A 19,644-nucleotide genomic window follows, 5' to 3' on the forward strand; every position below is an offset into this window, starting at 1 on the left:
GTCCATTCATGCCGCCAAAGCGTTCCATCACACTCACCGAAGCCGAACTCCGGCTCATGAAGGTGCTCTGGGAACGCGGCGAATCGGCCGTCTCGGACCTCACTGCCGCGGTTTCCGAAGAAAGACCCCTCGCCTACACCTCTGTGCTGACGACGGTGCGCATCCTCGAGGAAAAGGGTTACGTCCGCCATCGACAGGAGGGCCGGGCCTTCCTCTATAGTCCCTGCATCGACGAATCCGAGGCTGGCCGCACCGAAGTCCGGCATCTTCTCAACCGCTTCTTCGGTAACTCGCGCGAGCGGCTTCTTCTCTCCCTGCTCGGCGACGAAGAGCTCGCCCCGGCGGAGATCCGCCGCCTGCGCCAGGCCATCAATGCTCTTCCCGAAGACGAAATATCCGGCGGCAGCTCCAAGGAGACGGCTCGATGAACCTGTCTCTCGCCCATTTCCTGACTTCTGCTTCTGCCGCAGCAGCGGGAGCGCTCATCTCCGCCATCTGGCAGGGGGCTGCCCTCGCTGCACTGGTTGCGCTTTGCCTGCGTTTCGCGAAAGGCATGACTCCTGCCGTCCGTTCGCTTCTCTGGACCGCGACCTTCACTCTCGCCATCCTGCTGCACCTGACTCCATTCCTGCTGCACAGTAAATCGGACGCTGTACTCGGTAATGCACCGCACAGTGCCGCAGCCTTGAGGCTGGACGCACGTTGGAGCCTGGCCATCGCCGCAGTCTGGCTTACGCTATCCCTGGTGCGCATGGCGCAGTTGGCACGAAGCTGGATCGCCCTCCGGCGCATTGTCCGCTCTGCCGGTCCGGTCGAGTCTGTGGCTGTAGCCTCGGAGCTCCTGCACGCAGGCCGCCGCACCGCGATTCTCTGCACCTCTGACCAGGTGGATCGCCCCAGCGTTCTCGGTTTCTTCCAGCCGCGCGTGCTTATCCCCGCCGGGCTCTATCAGCAGCTCTCCACCGCCGAGTTGGAACACATCGTGCTGCACGAGATGGAGCACCTGCGCCGCCGCGATGACTGGGTCAACCTCTTCCAGAAGCTCGCTCTCGCACTCTTCCCGCTCAACCCAGCCATGCTCTGGGTTGAGCGCCGTCTCTCGATCGAACGCGAACTGGCCTGCGATGACCACGTCCTGGCATGCACCCGCGCACGCAAGACCTACGCTACCTGCCTCGTCAATCTCGCCGAGCACTCGGTGCTGAGCCGCCGTCTTTCGCTCGCTCTCGGCGCCTGGGAGCGCCGTTCCGAGCTGGCCCGCCGCGTCCTCCGCATCCTGCATGACTCCGAAGGCCGGATGACCACCCGCCGCCTCCGTGCGGTGACCGCTATGCTCATCGCGGGCATGCTCGCCGGCACTGCAGAGCTTGCCCGCGAACCCCGTCTCGTTGCCTTTACCTCTGCCTCTGCAACCACCGAGACAGCCGATGCGGTCGATACGGTTCTTCCCGGCGCTCCGTCTTATATCCCCGCGAACTTCACTGCCGCGCGTCGTCCGGCTCACGCTGTCGATGCGGTGTATCGCGTCCCCGAGCAGCCCATAACCGGCACTCAGAACAGCCACGGGAAATCAGGCTCTATCGGCAGGCCACGCCAGCAGCAGCCACAGACAAAGGCTGTCTCGCTGAATCTGCAGCACTCTACCGCCCGCATCACCCAGCTCGCGCAGAATGAGCCTCCGGCAGCCATGACTCTTCCGGATAGCCTGGCTGTCAGCCTCCGCGCTCATGAAGAGCGGCAGAATATACTCCGGAGCCAGGCAGTCGTCGTGCTCGCTACCTGGACCGAGTATCAAACGGAAGAAGCGATCCCATCTGACAACCAGTCTCCGGATCGCTCTGCAGCAGCTCACACATCCGGTGCGCGCTCCCGCGTTCACTCCCAGGTGCAGTTTCTGGTTGCGCGCCCACTTCCGCCTTCCTACGCCGCCATCCCGACACCCGATGGCTGGCTGATTCTTCAGCTCTAACGACCTCCACAGAACCAAACCCCTTACCCTCTCGAGGAGAAGTAAAAATCCATGCAAGCACCAACTAATCAATTAGTCGATAAGGCGAAGAAATTCGCCATCCCTGCAACACTCATCGGGTCCTTCGTTCTCGGCGCGGCTCTTTTCGTAGGCCACGGCGGCGTCCATGCCGCAGGCATCGACAATCCATCGCCGCTCGATGACAACTCCGTAGCTGCCCTCACCGCTCTCGACAAAGCCATGGAGTCGGTCACACAGCGGGTTACGCCCGCTGTCGTCAACATCGCCGTCACCGCTCGCGTCAGCCCTGACGAGCAGCAACAGCAGGGCCAGATGCAAGGACTGCCTCCGGGCTTTGCGCAGTTCTTCGGCTTTGGCGGCGGCCAGATGCAGCCCCAGCCACAGATCGAGCATGGTGTCGGCTCGGGCGTTATCATCTCGCCGGATGGCTACATCGTGACCAACAACCACGTCGTCAAGGGCGCGACACAGATCAAGGTCACACTGCACGATCGCCGCGTGCTCAATGCAAAGCTCATCGGCACCGATAAGCTCACCGACCTTGCCATCGTAAAGATCGATGCCAGCAACCTGCCGACCATCTCCTGGGGTGACTCGAGCAAGCTCGAACCCGGCCAGACTGTCCTCGCCTTCGGCAGCCCCTTCGGTTACTTCCAGTTCTCGGTAACACGCGGCATCGTCAGCGCCGTCAACCGCCAGAACCCCTACTCCGACGATCTCCGCAAGCCGGGCGGCTACATCCAGACCGACGCCGCCATCAACCCGGGCAACTCCGGCGGTCCGCTTGTCAACGCGCACGGACAGCTCATCGGCATCAACACCTTCATCATCTCCGATAACGGCTCCTTTGCCGGCGCCGGCTTCGCCATCCCCTCGCAGACCGTCCACGCTGTCGCCGATCAGCTCATCAAGACCGGCAAGGTCGAGCATGGCTACCTGGGTATCTCCATCGGCGACATCACCCCGGACAACGCGCACTTCTTCAAGCTCGATAAGGCTTCCGGGGCCCTGATCTCGCAGGTTACGCCGGATTCTCCGGCCAGCCGCGCCGGCCTCAAGACCGGAGACGTCATTGTCTCCATCAATGGCCAGCCCGTCGACACCGGCAGCGCACTCCAGCTTCGCGTCAGCGAACTCACCCCCGGCACCGCTATCTCGCTCGGCATTGTCCGCGACGGCAAAACCCTCACCATCAATGCCACTGTCGGCCAGTACCACGGCAAGAGCGGCGAGGCCGCCGGCGAAGAGGACAACGGCCAGTCCCCCGCGCAGGGTGTGAAGCTCGGCGTCGGTGTGACCGACCTTACCGATGACATCCGTCAACAGCTCAACGTCCCCGATCAGGTGCATGGCGTCGTCATCCAGAGCGTCCGCCCCGGCAGCCCGGCTGATGAGGTACTCCAGCGCGGCGACATTGTGCTCGAAATCAACCGCATTCCAGTGACTTCCGCCGATCAGTTCATTAAGGAAGTACACAACCAGCCGGCAGACAAAGACGTCCTGCTTCTGGTCTGGGAAAAGGGCAACACCAGCTACCGCACCCTTCGTCCCGACACCGGCAACAACACGAACAGCAACAACGACGACAACAACTAATCCCGTTCCTTGTCATAACGAAGGAGCAACAGAAAGGGGCTGCCATCATGGCAGCCCCTTTTCCCTGCAAGCGCTCGATAAAGAGCGCTACACCTCAGCCCATTCGCGCAAAAGATTGTGATATACGCTGGTCAGCTCCACCAGGGACGGATGATTCTCCATATCTCGTCCCACCTTTTGAATCGCCACATCGAGGTTCAGTAGCAGGCTGCGATGCGCGTCGCTGCGAACCATACTCTGCAGCCAGAAAAAGGAACACACCCGGCTGCCCCGCGTTACAGGGAGCACACGATGAAGGCTGGTCGAGGGATATAGCACCATGTGTCCGGCGGGCAGCTTCACCGAGTGCGCGCCGTAGGTATCCTCGACAAGCAGTTCTCCGCCGTCATACTCTTCAGGGCTGCTCAGGAACAGCGTCACCGAAAGATCCGTGCGGATCTGCTCGCCCGTGCCTGGAATGCGGCGGATCGAGTTATCCACGTGACTGCCGAAAGAGTGGCCTCCGTTGTAGCGGTTGAAGAGCGGCGGAAAAATTTTGGCAGGCAGCGCCGCCGAGATAAATAGCGGATTGCGCTCCAGCGCCTGCACAACTCTCCGTCCCAGCGTGATCGCAACCGGGCTCGACTCCGGCAGCTGCACATTGTCTTTCACGCGAGCCGACTGATAGCCGGCCGTGACCTTTCCATCCACCCAGTCTGCACGATCAAGCTCGTTGCGGAACTGAACAACCTCTTCCTGGCTTAGCACTTCGGGGATCTGAATCAACATTTGTCTTACCTCATTCCGGACTCGCGGCTAAGCTGCCAGCGTGTCCGCAAAATCTCTAACCTCGCGCTGCTCATAGCTCGCGAGAAATACCTTCATCTTTTCGAGGAATGCCGGCGTTGCCGTCTCCGGCACCTTCCGCAGCCAGTAAAGCGCGCCGAGCAGATCGCCTTCTTCGATAAGAAAACGCGCGTAGTTGAACTGTCCGCGAAAGTCTCCAGTCACCGCTGCCCGGCGATAGTGCTCGCGCGCCGTCGCGCGATCCTGCCGCACCACCCAGCCGTCCTCGTAGAAGCCTCCAAGCAGGTTGATGGACTTCTCATGTCCAAGATCGGCAGCCCGGCGCAACCAGTGATACGCCTCCACCTTGTCCTGCGCCACGCCTTCACCCAGAATCAATAGCGTTGCCAGGTTGTACATGCCCCAGTCGAGCCCGCGTTCGGCAGCCTTGCGAAACCACCGCTCTGCCAGCGTCGCGTTACGGGCGATGCCCCATCCCTGATCCAGGCAGCGGCCCACCATGTTGACGGCCATCACGTCGCCTCCCTGCGCCGCGCGCTCAAACCAGTGCAGCGCCGCCGAAGGATTACGCTCTACATGCTTGCCGTCGAGCAGCATCTGCCCATAAAGCACCTGTGCCTGGTGCACGCCGCGCATCGCCGCAGCGCGCACCATCTCGTATGACTCTTCTTCCACCTGCAGCATCGTCTGGCCTAAAACTTCACGTTGAAACCGAGCGTTCCGGAACGTCCGGGAGCCATCTGCGCATAGTGCGTTGCATAGGCCTCGTCGTAATAGAGCTTGTCGCCCGCATTCTGGACATTCAGCTGCAGGTTCAGGTGCTTGTTGAACTCATAGCTGCCGAAGATATCCTCGCGCACATAACCCGGCACCCACTTGTTATTCAACTGGCTGCCCCAGACCATGGTCATTCCGTAGATACCACCGCCGAGGCGCAGCCTGGGAAGAACCTTGTAGTTACTGGTGATGGCCACGCTGTGACGCGGCGTATTCGGCATGCTGTTGCCATTGGCCAGTCCACTTGCGGTTCCCGAGCCGCCGGCCTGCTCCAGCACCGCATCGAGATAGGTATAACCGCCGGTCAGCTGCCACTTCCGCGTAATATCGCCACTCACAGTCAACTCGCCGCCCAACGTGCGATCCGTACCCGCTGCAGCGATCGTGCCATCGGCCTGAGTAATGCGCACGTTCTGGATATCCATGCGGAAGAGGTCCGCGTGCACCATCGCCTTGCCGTGTGCAATCTCACGCTTCACGCCAATCTCTTCTTCGCGAATCTTCTCCGGTTCGAGATCGGCGTTAATCTGGCTGGTCAGCGCCGAGGTATCGACACCCTGCGAGAGCGCATTGCCGGTCGGAATCGCCGCCGTGCTCACCGTCCCATAGAAGCTGGTGGCCGAGTCCGGCTTGTAGACCACGCTGGCCAGGTAGTTCACCAGGTTGTTATCCACGAAATACTTGCTGCGTACGCCCGAGGTCACCGCGCTCTGGTACTGCGAGTCGTAATTGTCGTAGCGAATACCGAGCGTGCTCTGGAAGTGCGAATTCAGAATGACCGTATCGAATGCGTAGACCGACTTCTCCACGCTCTTCGACTTCGTCGGGTTATGGTTCAACGTGATGGTGCCGGTATCCCACCATGGGTCGCGCATATTCGGCGCATAGAGATAGGTGCAGTTGTAACCACCGGCAACACCTACGCCGTTCGGGCAGGTCTCCGTGTTATTCGAGAATGCCTTGCTGTTGATCGTGTAGGCGTCATTGTTGCCACGCTCCTGCGAGAACTCCGCGCCTGCGGCATAGGAGTGTTTGATCGAAGCAGTCTTGAACTGGCCAGAGAGGTCTACCTGGTCCATTGCCGTAAACGTCGAGCTCACGCGGTCATTCGGACGACGGAAGACGTAGCCGTAATAAATATTGCCCTGGCTGTCGTCCGGCAGCGTCCAGATGTAGTCTTCGTTTGTGGCTTCATAACGGAAGCTGTTGCGCAGCAGGCTGCTGGCATGCCACAGGTCACGCTCCACGCGCGCCGTCGCCGTCTTGTTCTTTGCGCGATCATGATCGCGGTCAATCAGGCCATAGTAGAAGTTGCGATGCGGCAGCTTCACCGGCTCGCCATCGCCCTTCTCCAGAATGCGCGAGCCAGGATCGACCGTCGGCACGGTAGTCGGGTTGTTATATGGAATGCCCGAGTCCGGAATGTCATTGGTGATCAGGTGGTAGTAGTCGAGATACGCGCGTGTCGGTCCGCCCAGGCCGATCGCCAGACTGGGCGCCACGCCCCAGCGGTTGTTATGCGCGCCGTCGCGCCCCGGCACATCCGCGTTGTGCCATACACCCGCAAGACGTCCCGTCATCAGACTGTTGATCTTCAGATTGCCGTCCACCGTGCCGCGCTCGTAGTCCGAGGTGCCGGGTGTAAAGCTACCGGCGATAAAGTTATCGCGCCGCGGCAGCTTGCTGTTCATGTTGATGCTGCCGCCGGCTGTGCCGCGTCCGCCATACGCGCCGCCCGGGCCTTCCGAAACCTCGATGCTCTCCACATCGAAGACCTCGCGCGACTGTGCCGCAATGTCCTGCATGCCGTCGATGTAAGTGCTCGCCTGCGAATCCATACCACGGATAAATGGCCGGTCGCCGATGGGATTGCCACCTTCACCCGCGCCGAAGGTAATGCCGGGGATCGTCCGCAGCGCTTCAACCAGCGTTGTCGAAGCCGTGTTTTGCAGCGTCTCTTCTCCGATCACGGTGATGGTCTGCGGCAGATCGAGCAGCGGCGCTGTGTACTTCATCGAAGACAGGGCCTGGTCATTCACCTCGACCGAGCTATTGCTGCCGCTGAGGAACAGTTCGACTCTGCCCTGCTCTTTCGCGCGGGCAGAAACGCCGGTATTCGCCAGAATCTGGGTGAGCGCCTCTTTCACCGTCAATACGCCGGTCACTCCGGGAGAAGGCAGCTCGCCAATCGAATCGGAAGCCAGCGAGAAAGAGATGCCCGTCTCCTTTTCCATGGACGCGAGGACCTCGCTCAGCGGGCCGGCGGCAATCTTAAAGTGATGCACGGTCTCGCCCTGCGCGGCCTGCCCATCCGCATCCGGCACAGGAGCCTTTTCGATGCCACCGTCCTTCGGATCGCTGGCAGCTGCCGCCGCATCCGCGCCATGCGCGGCAAAGCCGGCCAGAGCGAGCGCCGCAACCATCATCAGCGAACCACGCTTTCCACGGCTGGCCGAGAGCGGCTGCGCTTCCCGCACGGCATCCACAGAGCTATCCCCATGGGCAGCAGACAAAGTAGCCTTTCCTGTCCAGTTTTCCTTTGCGAACACGTCCTTCACGTCCCAATCCCCTTATTGCGGAAAATTGATAGGCACTCCAAGCACTGCACGAATCACGGCATCCGGTCCGCAGATGCAGCCGCCCAACCTACCTGCCGGATAAAAATATCCGACAAAAATAGTCGTATTTATAAACGCATGAAGCCACGCTTCAAAACGTCTTCCTTATTACTATGAACGAAAAATGACGCTCATGACAGAGAAAATACGACTTTTTTTGTCGGATATCTGTCTAAAGAACTGCCCTGCAGCCTCAGGCTCTCTGCCTATGACCGCAGGGGCAGTTTTTATGACACGCGACAACGCACGCGACATCATGCATTACATGGCCTTTGCCACCTCGAACGTATGCGTCCCGGCCGGAAGGGTGAAGACCGTCTTTCCGTCTTCGGCCGGAGTGCGCGACAGAGAAGACACGGATAGCGCCTTCCCATCCACGCTATATCGTGCAATCTCCGCGCTCGTCAGGCTGAGACGGCCGGAGGTATTCGCGGGAATCGTCACCGTCCAGTGAAAACCTGCCGGAGCCGTTGCCCACGAAGAATGGATCAGGCCATAGGCCGACTCATACGAGAAGTCGATATGGCCGAGGCGCGCATCGAAATTCGGGTGCAGGTTGATCACATGGAAGCCGGGGGCCAGCAAGCTGGTATCCACTCCCGCGGCGTACCGATAGATCCATTCGGCCACGGCTCCATAAGCGTAGTGATTGAAAGAGTTCATGCCGGGGTCATTCAGCATCTGATCGCCGTTCCACCGCTCCCACATGGTAGTGGCGCCGTGCTCGACCATATATCCCCATGAGGGATACTGCGTGTTGAGCAGCAGACGATAGGCCACATCCGCATGCCCCGTATCCGAGAGGACCTCCAGCAGGTATGGTGTCCCGAGGAAGCCGGTACCCAGCTTCCATCCATTTGCCGCGATGCGATCTACAAGGTGCTGCGCGGCAGCAAAGCGATCTGCCTCGGGAAGCAGATGCATATGCAGTGCAAGGACATATCCCGTCTGCGTCTCCTGCAGCGGCTTGGCACCCGACCCGTTGGAAGACTCGGGAATCCATCCCACCACGCCATTCGGATGCACGAACTGCTGCTCGAAGGCGGCACGGATCTTCTCGAAGAGTTGCGCATAGGCCTGCTCATCCCTTGTCCTGCCGAGCGCATGCGCCATCTGCTGCATCAGAGAGACGTCATAGGCCCAGTATGCCGTGGCGATGAGGGTCTGCGATGTCGCGCCTTCCGGCGCAAGCCAGTCGCCAAACGCAATGCCGCCGTTGTACGCCCAGAGATAATCCGGGTTCGCATCATGGATGCCGTCGAGGTAGCGCTGCATCGCATCCCAGTTCTGCTCGAGGATAGTGAGGTCGCCCGTCTGCATCCATGAGGTCCACGGCACGATGACACCGGCATCACTCCATCCAGGACCGAAGCCCGTATTCGGCTTCGAGGTGCCAGGGGCATAAATGCCGTACATCGTCGTGCCAGCCTGTGTGCCGCGCAGGTCCGTAGCGTACTTCCGCGAAAAGGCGGCGAGATCCATGTTGTAGCTTGCGGTGCGCCAAAAGACCTGTGCATCGGCCGTCCAGCCAAGACGCTCATCGCGCTGCGGGCAATCGGTAGGCACACCGACAAAGTTCGAGCGCTGTCCCCAGAGGATATTGCTCCACAGCTGATTGATCATCGGGCTGCCGGTCTCGAGCTTCGTGGTCTCGAGGGCATCGGTATGCAGCACCACGGCATTCACCGCACTCTTCGCAAGCGCGGCAGAAATGCCGGTGATTTCGAGATAGCGGAAACCATGGAAGGTGAAGGAAGGCTGATAGGTTTCCACGCCTTTGCCGGCAAGGATGTAGTGATCGGTGGCCTTGGCATTGCGCAGGTTCTCGACATAAAGCGTGCCGTCATGATTCAGCAGCTCGCCAAAGCGCAGACGCACATCCGTGCCCGCCGGTCCCTGTACCTGGATACGCGCAACGCCGGCAAGGTTCTGGCCAAAATCGTAGATGAAGACACCCGGTGCAGGGCTGCTGACGCTCTTCGGAGCCACCGTCTGCTCGGCATGTATGGGCTGAAAGGACTGCCAGACAATCTCCGGCTCACGAGGATGGACAAGCACCGCGGCATGCCAGGTGTGATCATCGAACGCGGGCATGTTCCAGCCTGTTTGATCGCGGCGCGCATCGTAATTCTCGCCGTTGTAAATCTCGGCGCTGGTGATGGGCGAAAGATCGGCCTTCCACGAGTGATCGGTTGCAACCCAATCGACAGAGCCATCTGTATATTCGATTCGCAGCTGCGCCTTCAGCGCAGGCGGCGTCGCGCCGTAGTTGTTTCCCTGACCTACCCATTCAAGCGGTGTGGAGTACCAGCCCGGAGCCAGCCACGCACCCATCGCATTGCGTCCATGATGGATCGCAGAGGTCACGTCACAGGCCTGATAAGTTACGCGCTCGCGAAAATCGGTCCATCCTGGAGAAAGCACTTGGTCGCCGGCACGCATGCCGTTCACGCTCATCGTGTAGGCGCCAAGCGCAGTGGCATAAAGCCGAGCCGAACGGACCTGCTTCGTCACATCAAAGGTCTTGCGCAGTGCATCTACTGGAGGAGTCTGGAGCGGGATGCCAAGATCGCCGGCACCGCCGAAGACATCGCGCACTTCGGGATAGCTCGTCGGCGCAGCCCAGCCGTCATCCTGATACTGCGCGGTATACCACGCCCCACTGGCCTCGAGCGCAGACTTCCACGGCCCCTCGCCGGTCTTGAACACCGACGAAGATCCATCGGCGAACTTCACGTAGAGAACAGCGTTCATCGGGGTCTGGCTGCGCGTCTGGTGTCCGAAGAGAAGCGCCTCGACAGCCAGCAGATTCGCACCGCTATGGAGCGCGCCGGTCACGTCGCTCGATGCATATGTACGCCAGGGTAGCCTTCCCCACGGCGGCTGCAGCGAAGGAGATAGCACCTGCCGTCCATTCACCCATGCAGCGACGGTGTCTTCTCCGGTTGCATAAAGAGTTGCGCTTGCGACCGCTTGCGGCAGATCGAAGCTCAACCGCAGATCATGCCGCGTGTTGTCGCCGCCCTTGTAGTTGGCGACCTCCGGATTCGTAACCCACGCTGCGTGGGCGGCGCGAACCGCCGCATGCTCCGGGTCTTCATAGCCGATCCAGTCTCCGCGCCACGCCGACGCGTCCATCAGACCGGTCTCCCACCAGCTGTTCCCGCTGGCGCGATAGGGCTTGCCACTCTCATTCCACAACAGCACACGCCAGTAGTAGCGTCTCTCGGCGTCGAGCTTCGGACCGGCATAGAGAACGCCGATGGACTGGCTGCCCTCTATTCTGCCGCTGTCCCACACATCGCCAACGTTCTTCGCCAGCGACGCCGGAGTCGATGCCACCAACACGCGATAAGCGCTCTGAGCTGCCCCTATGCGCGTATCCTTCAGCTTCCAGGAGAAGGCAGGATGCGGGTTGTCATCCCCGAGCGGCGAGGTCAGCGAATCACAGCGGAGATCCACTACGTCTTCCATCCTGCGCTGCTGGGCATACACAGACGAAATACCAAGAGCGAACACAACCACGGCAGCAAAGACTTTCCACTTCATGAACAATGCCTCTCCCACATGATTCAGAGTGCCTGTGCCCGACAGGCGCAGCCTCTCTGGATTATCTTCCATCCTTATGCAGCACCTGCGGTTGCGTTGTAATCCGACGGAGCGTCGCCCCACGAGGCATCCCTTCCACACGCTGAACTGTTCCCTGCGCAAAGGACAAGCTTCGCTGCAAACCTATAACACAGGACCGGAGATAGACTACCTTACTAAGCATTGAGACCGGAGACACAGCGATGGTTTCCTAGTGCCCGCACACCGGTTCAGAAGAGGAGACAGCATGAGCACTGAGGCTATACTCCCGCAGCGTCTACAGAACCCGCATCCACAGGAGATCACCGCATCCGCAGATCTGGCTCCGGCTCGCCGCCTGCGCCCGCATCCCTTCGCGATCATCTGGTCGGCCGTAACCATTCTCGTGTGCATCACTGCCACCGAGTGCTCCTCCATCACGCATCCCTCCTCGCTGCTTTATGCGGTTGTGCTCTGGGGCTGGTGGGGCGTGATCGCCTGCATTCTCTGGAAAGCCGGAGAACGGCGCTCTCTTCTTTCTGGTCTCACACCTGCCTCCATCGCATCGCACGCCGTTGCCGCTTCTGCGCTCGGCTGGCTGCACCTCAACACTCTCTGGAGCCTGGGCTTTACCGGCCTGGGCTGGTATGCGGGGCTCTCTCCGCATCGCGCATGGCATAGCCTGGTCAATCTCAATCGCTTCGGTATTGAAATCCTGGTATACGGCTTTGTTTTGGGCCTCGTCGGGGTGATCCAGTATCAAGATCGTTCGCAACATGAAGCCATCCGGGCGCTCGAGCTCGAGAAGCAGCTCTCCGCTGCGCATCTGCGAGCCCTGCAGATGCAGCTTGAACCGCACTTTCTCTTCAACACACTGAATGCCATCACCACCCTGGTCGAGCTCGGACGGCAAAATGAGGCGACAGAGATGCTCTCGCATCTGAATACCATCCTCAAACAGACGCTGAAGCGCACCACCCCCGAGAAAGTTCCTCTCTCGCAGGAGCTGGAAATTCTCGAAAGCTACCTGGCCATCGAGCAGGTGCGATTCGCAGACCGGCTGCGCATCGAGATCAAAGTCGAGCCAGGTGTCCTCGACGGACTCGTTCCCTGTTTTCTCCTGCAGCCCATCGTCGAAAACGCCATACGGCACGGCATTGCGCACTGCGAAGAACATGGTTTTATCGAAGCCTCCGCGCGCCGCGAAGGGACACTGCTCTCTCTGCAGATACGAGATGGCGGATCGGGAAAGAAAAGTCAGTCACAGGCCGGAAACGGCATCGGCCTCTCGAACACCCGCGAACGCCTCGCACACTTCTATAGCGACTCTTACCAGATGCGGGCGAATCCCGTAGAAGCAGGTGGTTACGAGGTTGCAATTCTTATCCCTTATGAGCGTGCGTGAGTGAAGCTAAAGGCGCTGATCGCCGATGACGAAGCATTAGCCCGGGAACGGCTCCGCCTGCTGCTCGCAGGTGACCATGATTTTGTTGTTGCCGGAGAATGCCGCAACGGCCGGGAGGTTGTGACCGCACTCAAAGAAGACCGCTTCGATGTGCTTTTCCTGGACATTGAAATGCCGGGCGGCAACGGCTTCGAAGCCATTGCGCAGACTGGACCGGCACAGATGCCCTGCACTATCTTCGTGACCGCGCATCATCACTATGCGCTGCAGGCGTTTGAGGTCCACGCTCTCGACTATCTCACCAAGCCAATCGAGCCTGGACGGCTCAAATCCACACTCGCCCGCGTTAAGAACAGGGTCGCATCGCAGGCCGCTCTGCTCACACACGAAGAGCTGCAAATGGCTCTCCAGGCTCTCCGCGATGGCACGACTGCGAAACAGGATTACCCCACGCGCCTCGTCATTCCCGACGGGAAACGCGATGCTGTCATCCAGGTGCAGGAGATCGAATGGATTGAGGCCGCGGACTACTACTCCTGTCTGCATGTCGGCACACGCACATTAATGCTGCGAGAAACCATGAAGCAACTCTCCGAAACGCTCGATCCCAAACAGTTTGTGCGCGTGCATCGCTCTACGATCGTCAACATCGCTCATGTACGTGAAATTCTGCACGGTGGCCGCAATGAAGGATGGGTCTGCCTCACCAGCGGACAGCGCCTGCGGATGAGCAAAGCGGGCTGGCAGAACCTTCTGGCCGCCAGTCGCGTATAAGACAGCGTCACACCTTCAGCTTCAGGAATACGCATATTATCCGCATGCGCATTCTCTCTGCCTGCAGGAATCCGGCGGTTGCCTGCAATCCACTCTCAGATACATGCGGAATCGGGGAAAGTATTGCTCAGAGAGGAGCACGACACCGTGAGCCGAAGCCTATCGACATCTCTCCTTGCCTGTTCCCTCGTCATCGCGCTGTTTCCGGCAACACCCGGCATCAGCCAAACAAACCCGATGCGGCCCACCTGCAGCAATGGCGTGCGCATAGAAGGAACCGTCACCGACGCAACTGGCGCCGCGATCCCCGGAGCACACGTCGCCGTGGATGGCCGTCAGCCCGTGACTACCACAGATGGCGGCGGCCAATATGTACTTCCCTGCGTGGCAGCCGGTGCAAGCACCATCACAGCGCAGGCCAGCGGTTTCGCTCCCGCAACGGCAGCCATCAACCGAACCTCAAACGGTACGGCACATATCAACCTGCAACTCGCCATCGCCACCGTAAGCGCGAGTGTGCAGGTGCGCGCCGATACGCAGACGCTCGACACCAGCTCCGGCGCTTCCACGACGACGCTCAGCGCCAGTGAAGTGCAGCAGCTCCCCGACGATCCTGATGATCTTCTGCAAGAGTTGCAGTTACTCGCCTCTGCGGGCGGCGGCTCTACCACCTCGGCAACTGTCGTCGTCGATGGCTTTCAGAACGGCAGTACGATGCCGCCTAAAAGCGCCATCGCATCGATCCGCATCAATCCCGACCCGATATCGCCCGAGTACCCCAAACCCGACATGGATGGCGGACGGATCGAGATCACGACCAAGCCGGGATCGGATAAGTACCACGGCGCGCTCTTCTTCAACGACAGCGATGCAAGCTTTAATGCCAACGACCCATTTGCCGTCACCTCGACACCGGCAGGCAAACGCCGCTACGGCTTTGAACTCAGCGGGCCAGTTGTAGCGCAAAAGAGCGGATTCGCGCTGGCGCTCGAAAAACGCGACATCAACGAGTTCAATGTCGTGAATGCAGTCATCCTCGATGCAAATGGCAATCAGGCCGCAGAGCATGACACGGTGAATGCTCCTCAAGAGCTCTGGATCGCCTCCGCGCGTGGAGATCTGCAGGTCACACCAAACGATATCGCCTCGCTCAGCTACGCTGCACGCGTCAACAGCCTTGGGAACCAGGGTGTCGGCGGCCTCATCCTGCCGGAAGCTGGTTATTCGAGCCGCATCGCCGAATACGATCTTCGCTTTACCAATACACAGACCCTCAGCGCGAACCTGCTGCATGAAACACACATCGGATATACATGGAAACGGACGGAACAACTCCCCAATTCCACCGAACCCTCTCTGCAGGTCTCAGGCTATTTCACCGGCGGCGGCGCGACGAGCCAGAATCTCAATAATCGCGAGCGGGATCTTGAGATCGATGACGATGTAATGGCCACACTGGGCAAGCATACCTTGAAGTTCGGCGCACAGGCGCTCGGCATTTTCTTACACGACTATGATCCCGATACCTTCAACGGCGCCTTTACTTTCGGCGGCGGTAGCGCCCCCGTGCTCGACTCGAGCAATCAGCCTACAGACACCACCACAACCATCACGCCCCTCGAGCAATATCGCCGCGCGCTGCTCGGCCTCGCCGGAGGAACACCTACGACCTACGCCGTCACCAACGGAACCCCGCTCGTTCCGTATGCACAATGGCAACTCGCGCTTTATGGTGAAGACACCATCAAGCTGCTACCGCGCCTCACGGTAACTGCCGGGCTGCGATATGCACTCCAGACAACGCCTGCAACATCCGCAAATTTCGGCCCGAGGCTCGGCCTCGCGTGGTCACCCGATCGCGCCTCTCACTGGAGCACGCATCTGCGTGCCGGTATCTTCAATCTGCCCTTCGACACCACCTACGCCGCAGAGGCTTACCGCCTCGACGGAGAACGACAAAAGCAGACCACGGTCTATTCTCCAGACTTCGACCGTCCACTGACGCCGACAAGTAGCTCCATCGCCGTCGCAAATCGCTGGCAGTTCTCGCACGCCATGCTTCAGATACCGATCGCAGAGTTCGCTGCTGGGGTAGAAGTCGACCTGCCGCACCACTGGCATCCTTCTGTCTGGTACTCGTGGTACTCGGCATGGGACGATCACCGCACTGTCAACATCAATGCGCCAATCGTAGCCAGCAGCAGTGGTGTTGCTCCGGACCCAACCGCAGCTCTCCTCGCGCCGCGTCCCGGCGCTCCGAATCTCAACATCTTCGAATATCAAAACACCGCGCACACACGCGGCGGCGCCTTCTGGGCAGGCATCGAGCAAAAAGCCAACGCGCACTGGACCTTGAGCCTCGGCTATTGGAATGTCGATTTTCGTGGAGACAGCGACACGCCGCAGTCCAGCTATAGCGACCGCGGAGAAGTCGGAAGGCCTGACTGGCAATCGAGCGGAGCTCTGCTCGAAGACGACTTCAAATTCCCGTTTCGCATCGAGCTCTCCAGTCAGATCTATTGGCATTTCAATACGCCGTACAACATCACTACGGGCACAGACGACAATGGCGACGGCACATTCAACGATCGGCCATCCTATGCATCTACCGCAGGCAACGGTGTCTACAGCACGCCCTTCGGCCTCATGACAGCAAACGCCGTCAACGGCAATGTTCCCCGCAACCTGGGAACCATGCCCACCATCGTGCACATGTACTCAAACCTGAGCCGGGCATTTCACCTCAGCTCGAGCAAGGATCGTCCACTTACCCTGACCCTTAATGCACGAGGAGCGAATGTTCTCAACCACACCAACGTAACTGCTGTGAACACCGTGGTCTCTTCCGATGCAGTCGGGCAACCGGTAGCCGCAGAGGCCGCCAGAAGACTGGAACTCGGTGCGCGCTTCGCCTTTTAAGGCGTAGCAGCTCTATTTGTAACAATAAAACGCATAAAACAGATCCAACGCGGAACAGCTAAGGAACGAAGAGCTTCCAAAGCATCAGTACTGCGATAGCCGCGAATCCGGCAAGGATCAGACCTGACGTTCTCCGCTTATACACAAACCAGATCAGCACCAGCCCGGTAAGCGACACCAGCACCAGCAGCACGGCTGACACATCGATCACCGCGCTCCACGCCTTACCCGCATCGCGCCCCTTGTGCAGGTCGTTGATCACCGCGACAAAGCCATCCTGCACCACCGTCAGGTCATATTTCCCTGTATCGCGGTCGATGAAGGCATCCGCCGTATAGCCCGGCGCACGGAATGAAATTGAAACCTGTGTATCGTCTACGCGGAAATCGCTCACCGCGCCGTGCACATGCTCACGTGCACGCAGCATCTCGACCAGTCCCAGCCGGTCCGCACCTTCGCTTCCAGCGGTGTGCAGCATGGCCTTATCCGCTATACCATGCGTCTCCACGGTCTTTGCGTGACCTGCGAACCAGTCCGGATGATTCAGCGTAAGCCCGGTTGCCGCGAAGAACAGAATCACGGCAAAACTTAACATGCTCAGATAGATATGGAGCCAGCGCGCGGTTACGGCTACAGTTCGCCGCAACCGCGCGTGGGGCTTACTGTTTACGGTAGTCAAGCGTGATCGTCCCCAGCTCCTGACCACCCTGCAGCGCAGCCTGTGCCGGCTGTCCGGTAAAGTCCAGCTCCTTATGCTCGATCTGGTAACCGCCGTGCTCGCGCGAGGCCTCGATCACGACCGTATACTTACCCGCCTTCACCGGCTTGCCGTCGTTATCCTTGCCATCCCATTTCAGCGTGTAATGCCCCGGCGGACGCGTCGCCGATGAGACAGTCTTCGAGATATCCGTACCCTCGCTCAGGTTGCGCAGCTGATCGTCGCGATACCACTGCTTCAACTCCGGCAGCCAGCGCGGATTCTGCGTCCATAGCGCCAGTGTCCGCACCGGATAGTGATCCGCATCTTCGATCCACACGGCAACATAAGGGCGCCGATAGCGTGCGTCGTCGATGCGCGGTAACTCGAGGCTCAGCATCAGCTCAAAGGCCGGGTTCCACAACCCCGCACCAGCCGCGTGCGGCACGGCGAATGCTGCCGGCACATACGCTGCCCGCAGACCGCCGGTCGTACCCGGAACCTGATACGCATTCCATCCTGCACTGCGCAACTCGCGGCCATCCGCCGTCACGATCAGGTAATCCACACCCGGCGTACGCTCCGCCAGCCGAGCGCTTTCCTCAGGGCTCATCACGGAAAAAGCTGTCGCCAATGCGCCTGCTGTCTCCGCATCCTTCGCAATCACGGTCGAAGAGAGCACATGTCCGGCCGGCCGCGCCGTGCGTGGATCGAGGATATGCGACTGGCCTTCGACTGCCATCGCGGCCTGCACCACGCCCCTGCGGTATGAGCCCGAGGTCGCAACCACGCGGTTCTCGACTGCCACACGATCGAGCGCAAGATCATTCTCTGCTGCAGCCCGCGGATCGGTGACATCGACCACCTGCCGCATCGCGCCGCGCACCACCACATCTCCGCCCGCATTCAGCATGACACCGGATGCACCGGCATGCAGCGCTGCCTCGGCCGCCTGTTCACTCACATAGCTCTTCGCAAACGAGGCCAACGCCAGCGGCACGGCTGTGATTCGAGCAGCCGTGCGGTGAGACACATCGAGCTGCCAGTGCGGCTGTTGCATGGCTTCGACCGTTTCGCGCAGCTCGGCCGCGCTCGGCGTGCGCCCTTCGGCTGCGGCCTGCCGCCACAGCTTCGCCGCAGCCTCCGTCGAAGGATCGAGCGCTCCATTTGTTGCTTCGCGCCAGCGATCGAATCCAGCCAACACATCGAACAGCTCCTGCGACACCGGCACGGCTTCGAAGTGCGTCTTCTCCCAACGCGAGAACTCACTGTCTGCGCGCCACGCGCTCAGGATGCGCCCCTGCCGGTCATACTCCGTCAACACCGCTGCTTCCGCATGTTGCGCTTCGGGCAGGCTCGTCGCCTTTACCTTGATCTCAAGAGACGTGCCCAGCACATGCTCATGATGAAAGGTCCATGTGCCCGCCTCGCGCTCGCCATGCGTTGCCGCCGAGTCCGCCCATACATTCGTCTGCGTCGCCACCATCGCCAGCGGCAGGCATGCTGCGGCCCGCCGCAGCAGTTTCCAGTTCTTAGCGTCCATTACTGGTTCTGCTCCTTCTGCTCACCTGGTCCGTGATCGCCGCCTGCGCGTCCGCCGCGCGGCCCGTCACTCATGGTCTTGAAATAAGCCAGCAACTCATCCTTATCGAGAAAGCCGTCGCCGTTGGTGTCCATCTTCTCGAACTGCTGTTGCATCCGGTCAGGACACTCGGCCTTGCTCAGCTTGCCGTCCCTGTTGGTATCGAACTCGCCGAGGATGTGCTCCACACGCTGCTCAGGAGACTGCTGCCGGACGCGCATTTCCTCAGCCTCGATCACGCCGTCGCCATTCTTATCGAGCACCAGCAGAGAGGTGCTCGACACCGCGATCTCCTGCGCCGAAATCACGCCATCGTGATCGGTATCGAGCGCCGCCAGCAGCGGATCCATCTGCATCCGGCCACCGCCACCATGCTCGCCGCCATTCGCACCCGCGGGCATTCCCTGACGCTCAGCCATGGTGCGAATCTCCTCCGGCGTCAGCTTGCCGTCGTGATTCGTGTCGCCACGCTCGAAGAGACTCTGCATCCGCGCGGGAAGCTCATCCGGCGTGAGCACGCCATCGCCATTTTTATCGAAAGCCATCAGCCGCTGTACCAGCTCATCCGGACTTGCGCCTGCATTTTCCGGACGCGGCGAGAGCTCATCCGAAGTCAGCTGCCCATCGCGATTGCGGTCGAGCGTCAGCAGGCTCTGCGGAGCGGCCTTGATCTCCGCTGCCGACAGTTGCCCGTCATGATCCGTATCCAGCGCCTGCAACACCAGGCGCGGCTGATTCCCAGGCCCCTGCGCCCAGTTGCTTCCCGCATACCCCAATACAAGCGACCCCGCTAGAATCGCAGTGATTCTTCTCTTTCTCGGCATGATTTCCTGACGGCTTTCAGATATACGACTATTTCAGTCCCATTTATACAGGAAGTCATCTGCACAATCCAGCAGATGACAACCGGCAATCGCAACATGCTTCTTGCAG

Annotated in this window: 13 protein-coding genes; 6 read left to right on the forward strand and 7 right to left on the reverse strand. The window is 60.1% G+C overall.

What is annotated here, in order from left to right; genetic code table 11:
- Window positions 1-8 precede the first annotated feature (8 nt).
- The 3 genes from ESZ00_RS02345 to ESZ00_RS02355 are packed head-to-tail and all read left to right on the forward strand — an operon-like array spanning window position 9 to window position 3,586.
- Window positions 9-428, forward strand: a complete 420-nt coding sequence (locus tag ESZ00_RS02345) for a BlaI/MecI/CopY family transcriptional regulator (RefSeq protein ID WP_129206593.1) — start codon at window positions 9-11, stop codon at window positions 426-428.
- Window positions 425-1,969, forward strand: coding sequence for a M56 family metallopeptidase (locus ESZ00_RS02350; RefSeq protein ID WP_129206594.1), 1,545 nt, complete (start codon window positions 425-427; stop codon window positions 1,967-1,969). The genes ESZ00_RS02345 and ESZ00_RS02350 overlap by 4 nt, the downstream gene beginning before the upstream one ends.
- Window positions 1,970-2,020: 51 nt before the next feature.
- Window positions 2,021-3,586 (forward strand): Do family serine endopeptidase, encoded by a 1,566-nt coding sequence (locus ESZ00_RS02355; protein WP_129206595.1) that lies wholly within the window; start codon window positions 2,021-2,023, stop codon window positions 3,584-3,586.
- A gap of 87 nt (window positions 3,587-3,673) precedes the next feature.
- Here ESZ00_RS02355 and ESZ00_RS02360 read toward each other — a convergent pair whose 3' ends face one another.
- From ESZ00_RS02360 to ESZ00_RS02375, 4 genes are all read right to left on the reverse strand, one after another.
- On the reverse strand, window positions 3,674-4,354 hold the full coding sequence (locus ESZ00_RS02360) for a Fe2+-dependent dioxygenase (RefSeq protein ID WP_129206596.1): 681 nt from the start codon (window positions 4,352-4,354) through the stop codon (window positions 3,674-3,676).
- Between the two features lie 27 nt (window positions 4,355-4,381).
- Entirely contained in the window at window positions 4,382-5,056 is a 675-nt protein-coding gene (locus ESZ00_RS02365; RefSeq protein ID WP_129206597.1) for a tetratricopeptide repeat protein, read from the reverse strand.
- 8 nt (window positions 5,057-5,064) lie between these two features.
- A complete protein-coding gene (locus tag ESZ00_RS02370; protein ID WP_129206598.1) occupies window positions 5,065-7,662 on the reverse strand; it encodes a TonB-dependent siderophore receptor in 2,598 nt (865 codons plus the stop codon).
- A gap of 366 nt (window positions 7,663-8,028) precedes the next feature.
- Window positions 8,029-11,316, reverse strand: a complete 3,288-nt coding sequence (locus ESZ00_RS02375; RefSeq protein ID WP_164981309.1) for an alpha-L-rhamnosidase — start codon at window positions 11,314-11,316, stop codon at window positions 8,029-8,031.
- 286 nt (window positions 11,317-11,602) lie between these two features.
- On the opposite strand from ESZ00_RS02375, the gene ESZ00_RS02380 reads away from it, so the two are divergent.
- From ESZ00_RS02380 to ESZ00_RS02390, 3 genes are all read left to right on the forward strand, one after another.
- Window positions 11,603-12,739 (forward strand): sensor histidine kinase, encoded by a 1,137-nt coding sequence (locus tag ESZ00_RS02380; protein ID WP_129206600.1) that lies wholly within the window; start codon window positions 11,603-11,605, stop codon window positions 12,737-12,739.
- Entirely contained in the window at window positions 12,740-13,513 is a 774-nt protein-coding gene (locus ESZ00_RS02385) for a LytR/AlgR family response regulator transcription factor (RefSeq protein WP_129206601.1), read from the forward strand.
- Between the two features lie 261 nt (window positions 13,514-13,774).
- Window positions 13,775-16,432, forward strand: a complete 2,658-nt coding sequence (locus tag ESZ00_RS02390) for a TonB-dependent receptor (RefSeq protein ID WP_229740899.1) — start codon at window positions 13,775-13,777, stop codon at window positions 16,430-16,432.
- 58 nt (window positions 16,433-16,490) lie between these two features.
- Here ESZ00_RS02390 and ESZ00_RS02395 read toward each other — a convergent pair whose 3' ends face one another.
- Genes ESZ00_RS02395 through ESZ00_RS02405 form a run of 3 tightly spaced genes read right to left on the reverse strand, consistent with a single transcriptional unit; the run spans window position 16,491 to window position 19,535 of the window.
- The gene (locus ESZ00_RS02395) at window positions 16,491-17,111 is read right to left on the reverse strand and encodes a PepSY-associated TM helix domain-containing protein (protein WP_229740900.1); all 621 of its coding nucleotides are present in this window, start codon (window positions 17,109-17,111) and stop codon (window positions 16,491-16,493) included.
- Window positions 17,092-18,672: a DUF2271 domain-containing protein gene (locus ESZ00_RS02400; RefSeq protein WP_229740901.1), complete on the reverse strand. Its 1,581-nt coding sequence runs from the start codon at window positions 18,670-18,672 to the stop codon at window positions 17,092-17,094. Before ESZ00_RS02400 ends, ESZ00_RS02395 begins: the two co-directional genes overlap by 20 nt.
- A complete protein-coding gene (locus tag ESZ00_RS02405; protein ID WP_129206603.1) occupies window positions 18,672-19,535 on the reverse strand; it encodes an EF-hand domain-containing protein in 864 nt (287 codons plus the stop codon). The genes ESZ00_RS02400 and ESZ00_RS02405 overlap by 1 nt, the downstream gene beginning before the upstream one ends.
- Window positions 19,536-19,644 lie beyond the last annotated feature (109 nt).

Source organism: Silvibacterium dinghuense, from assembly GCF_004123295.1.
GTDB classification, from domain to species: domain Bacteria; phylum Acidobacteriota; class Terriglobia; order Terriglobales; family Acidobacteriaceae; genus Silvibacterium; species Silvibacterium dinghuense.

What these genes read in the sequence shown, in the direction of transcription:
- ESZ00_RS02405 (WP_129206603.1), bottom strand. Translation starts at nt 19,535, where the DNA reads ATGCCGAGAAAGAGAAGAATCACTGCGATTCTAGCGGGGTCGCTTGTA.
- ESZ00_RS02360 (WP_129206596.1), bottom strand. Translation starts at nt 4,354, where the DNA reads ATGTTGATTCAGATCCCCGAAGTGCTAAGCCAGGAAGAGGTTGTTCAG.
- ESZ00_RS02355 (WP_129206595.1), top strand. Translation starts at nt 2,021, where the DNA reads ATGCAAGCACCAACTAATCAATTAGTCGATAAGGCGAAGAAATTCGCC.
- ESZ00_RS02350 (WP_129206594.1), top strand. Translation starts at nt 425, where the DNA reads ATGAACCTGTCTCTCGCCCATTTCCTGACTTCTGCTTCTGCCGCAGCA.
- ESZ00_RS02375 (WP_164981309.1), bottom strand. Translation starts at nt 11,316, where the DNA reads ATGAAGTGGAAAGTCTTTGCTGCCGTGGTTGTGTTCGCTCTTGGTATT.
- ESZ00_RS02380 (WP_129206600.1), top strand. Translation starts at nt 11,603, where the DNA reads ATGAGCACTGAGGCTATACTCCCGCAGCGTCTACAGAACCCGCATCCA.
- ESZ00_RS02345 (WP_129206593.1), top strand. Translation starts at nt 9, where the DNA reads ATGCCGCCAAAGCGTTCCATCACACTCACCGAAGCCGAACTCCGGCTC.
- ESZ00_RS02400 (WP_229740901.1), bottom strand. Translation starts at nt 18,672, where the DNA reads ATGGACGCTAAGAACTGGAAACTGCTGCGGCGGGCCGCAGCATGCCTG.
- ESZ00_RS02365 (WP_129206597.1), bottom strand. Translation starts at nt 5,056, where the DNA reads ATGCTGCAGGTGGAAGAAGAGTCATACGAGATGGTGCGCGCTGCGGCG.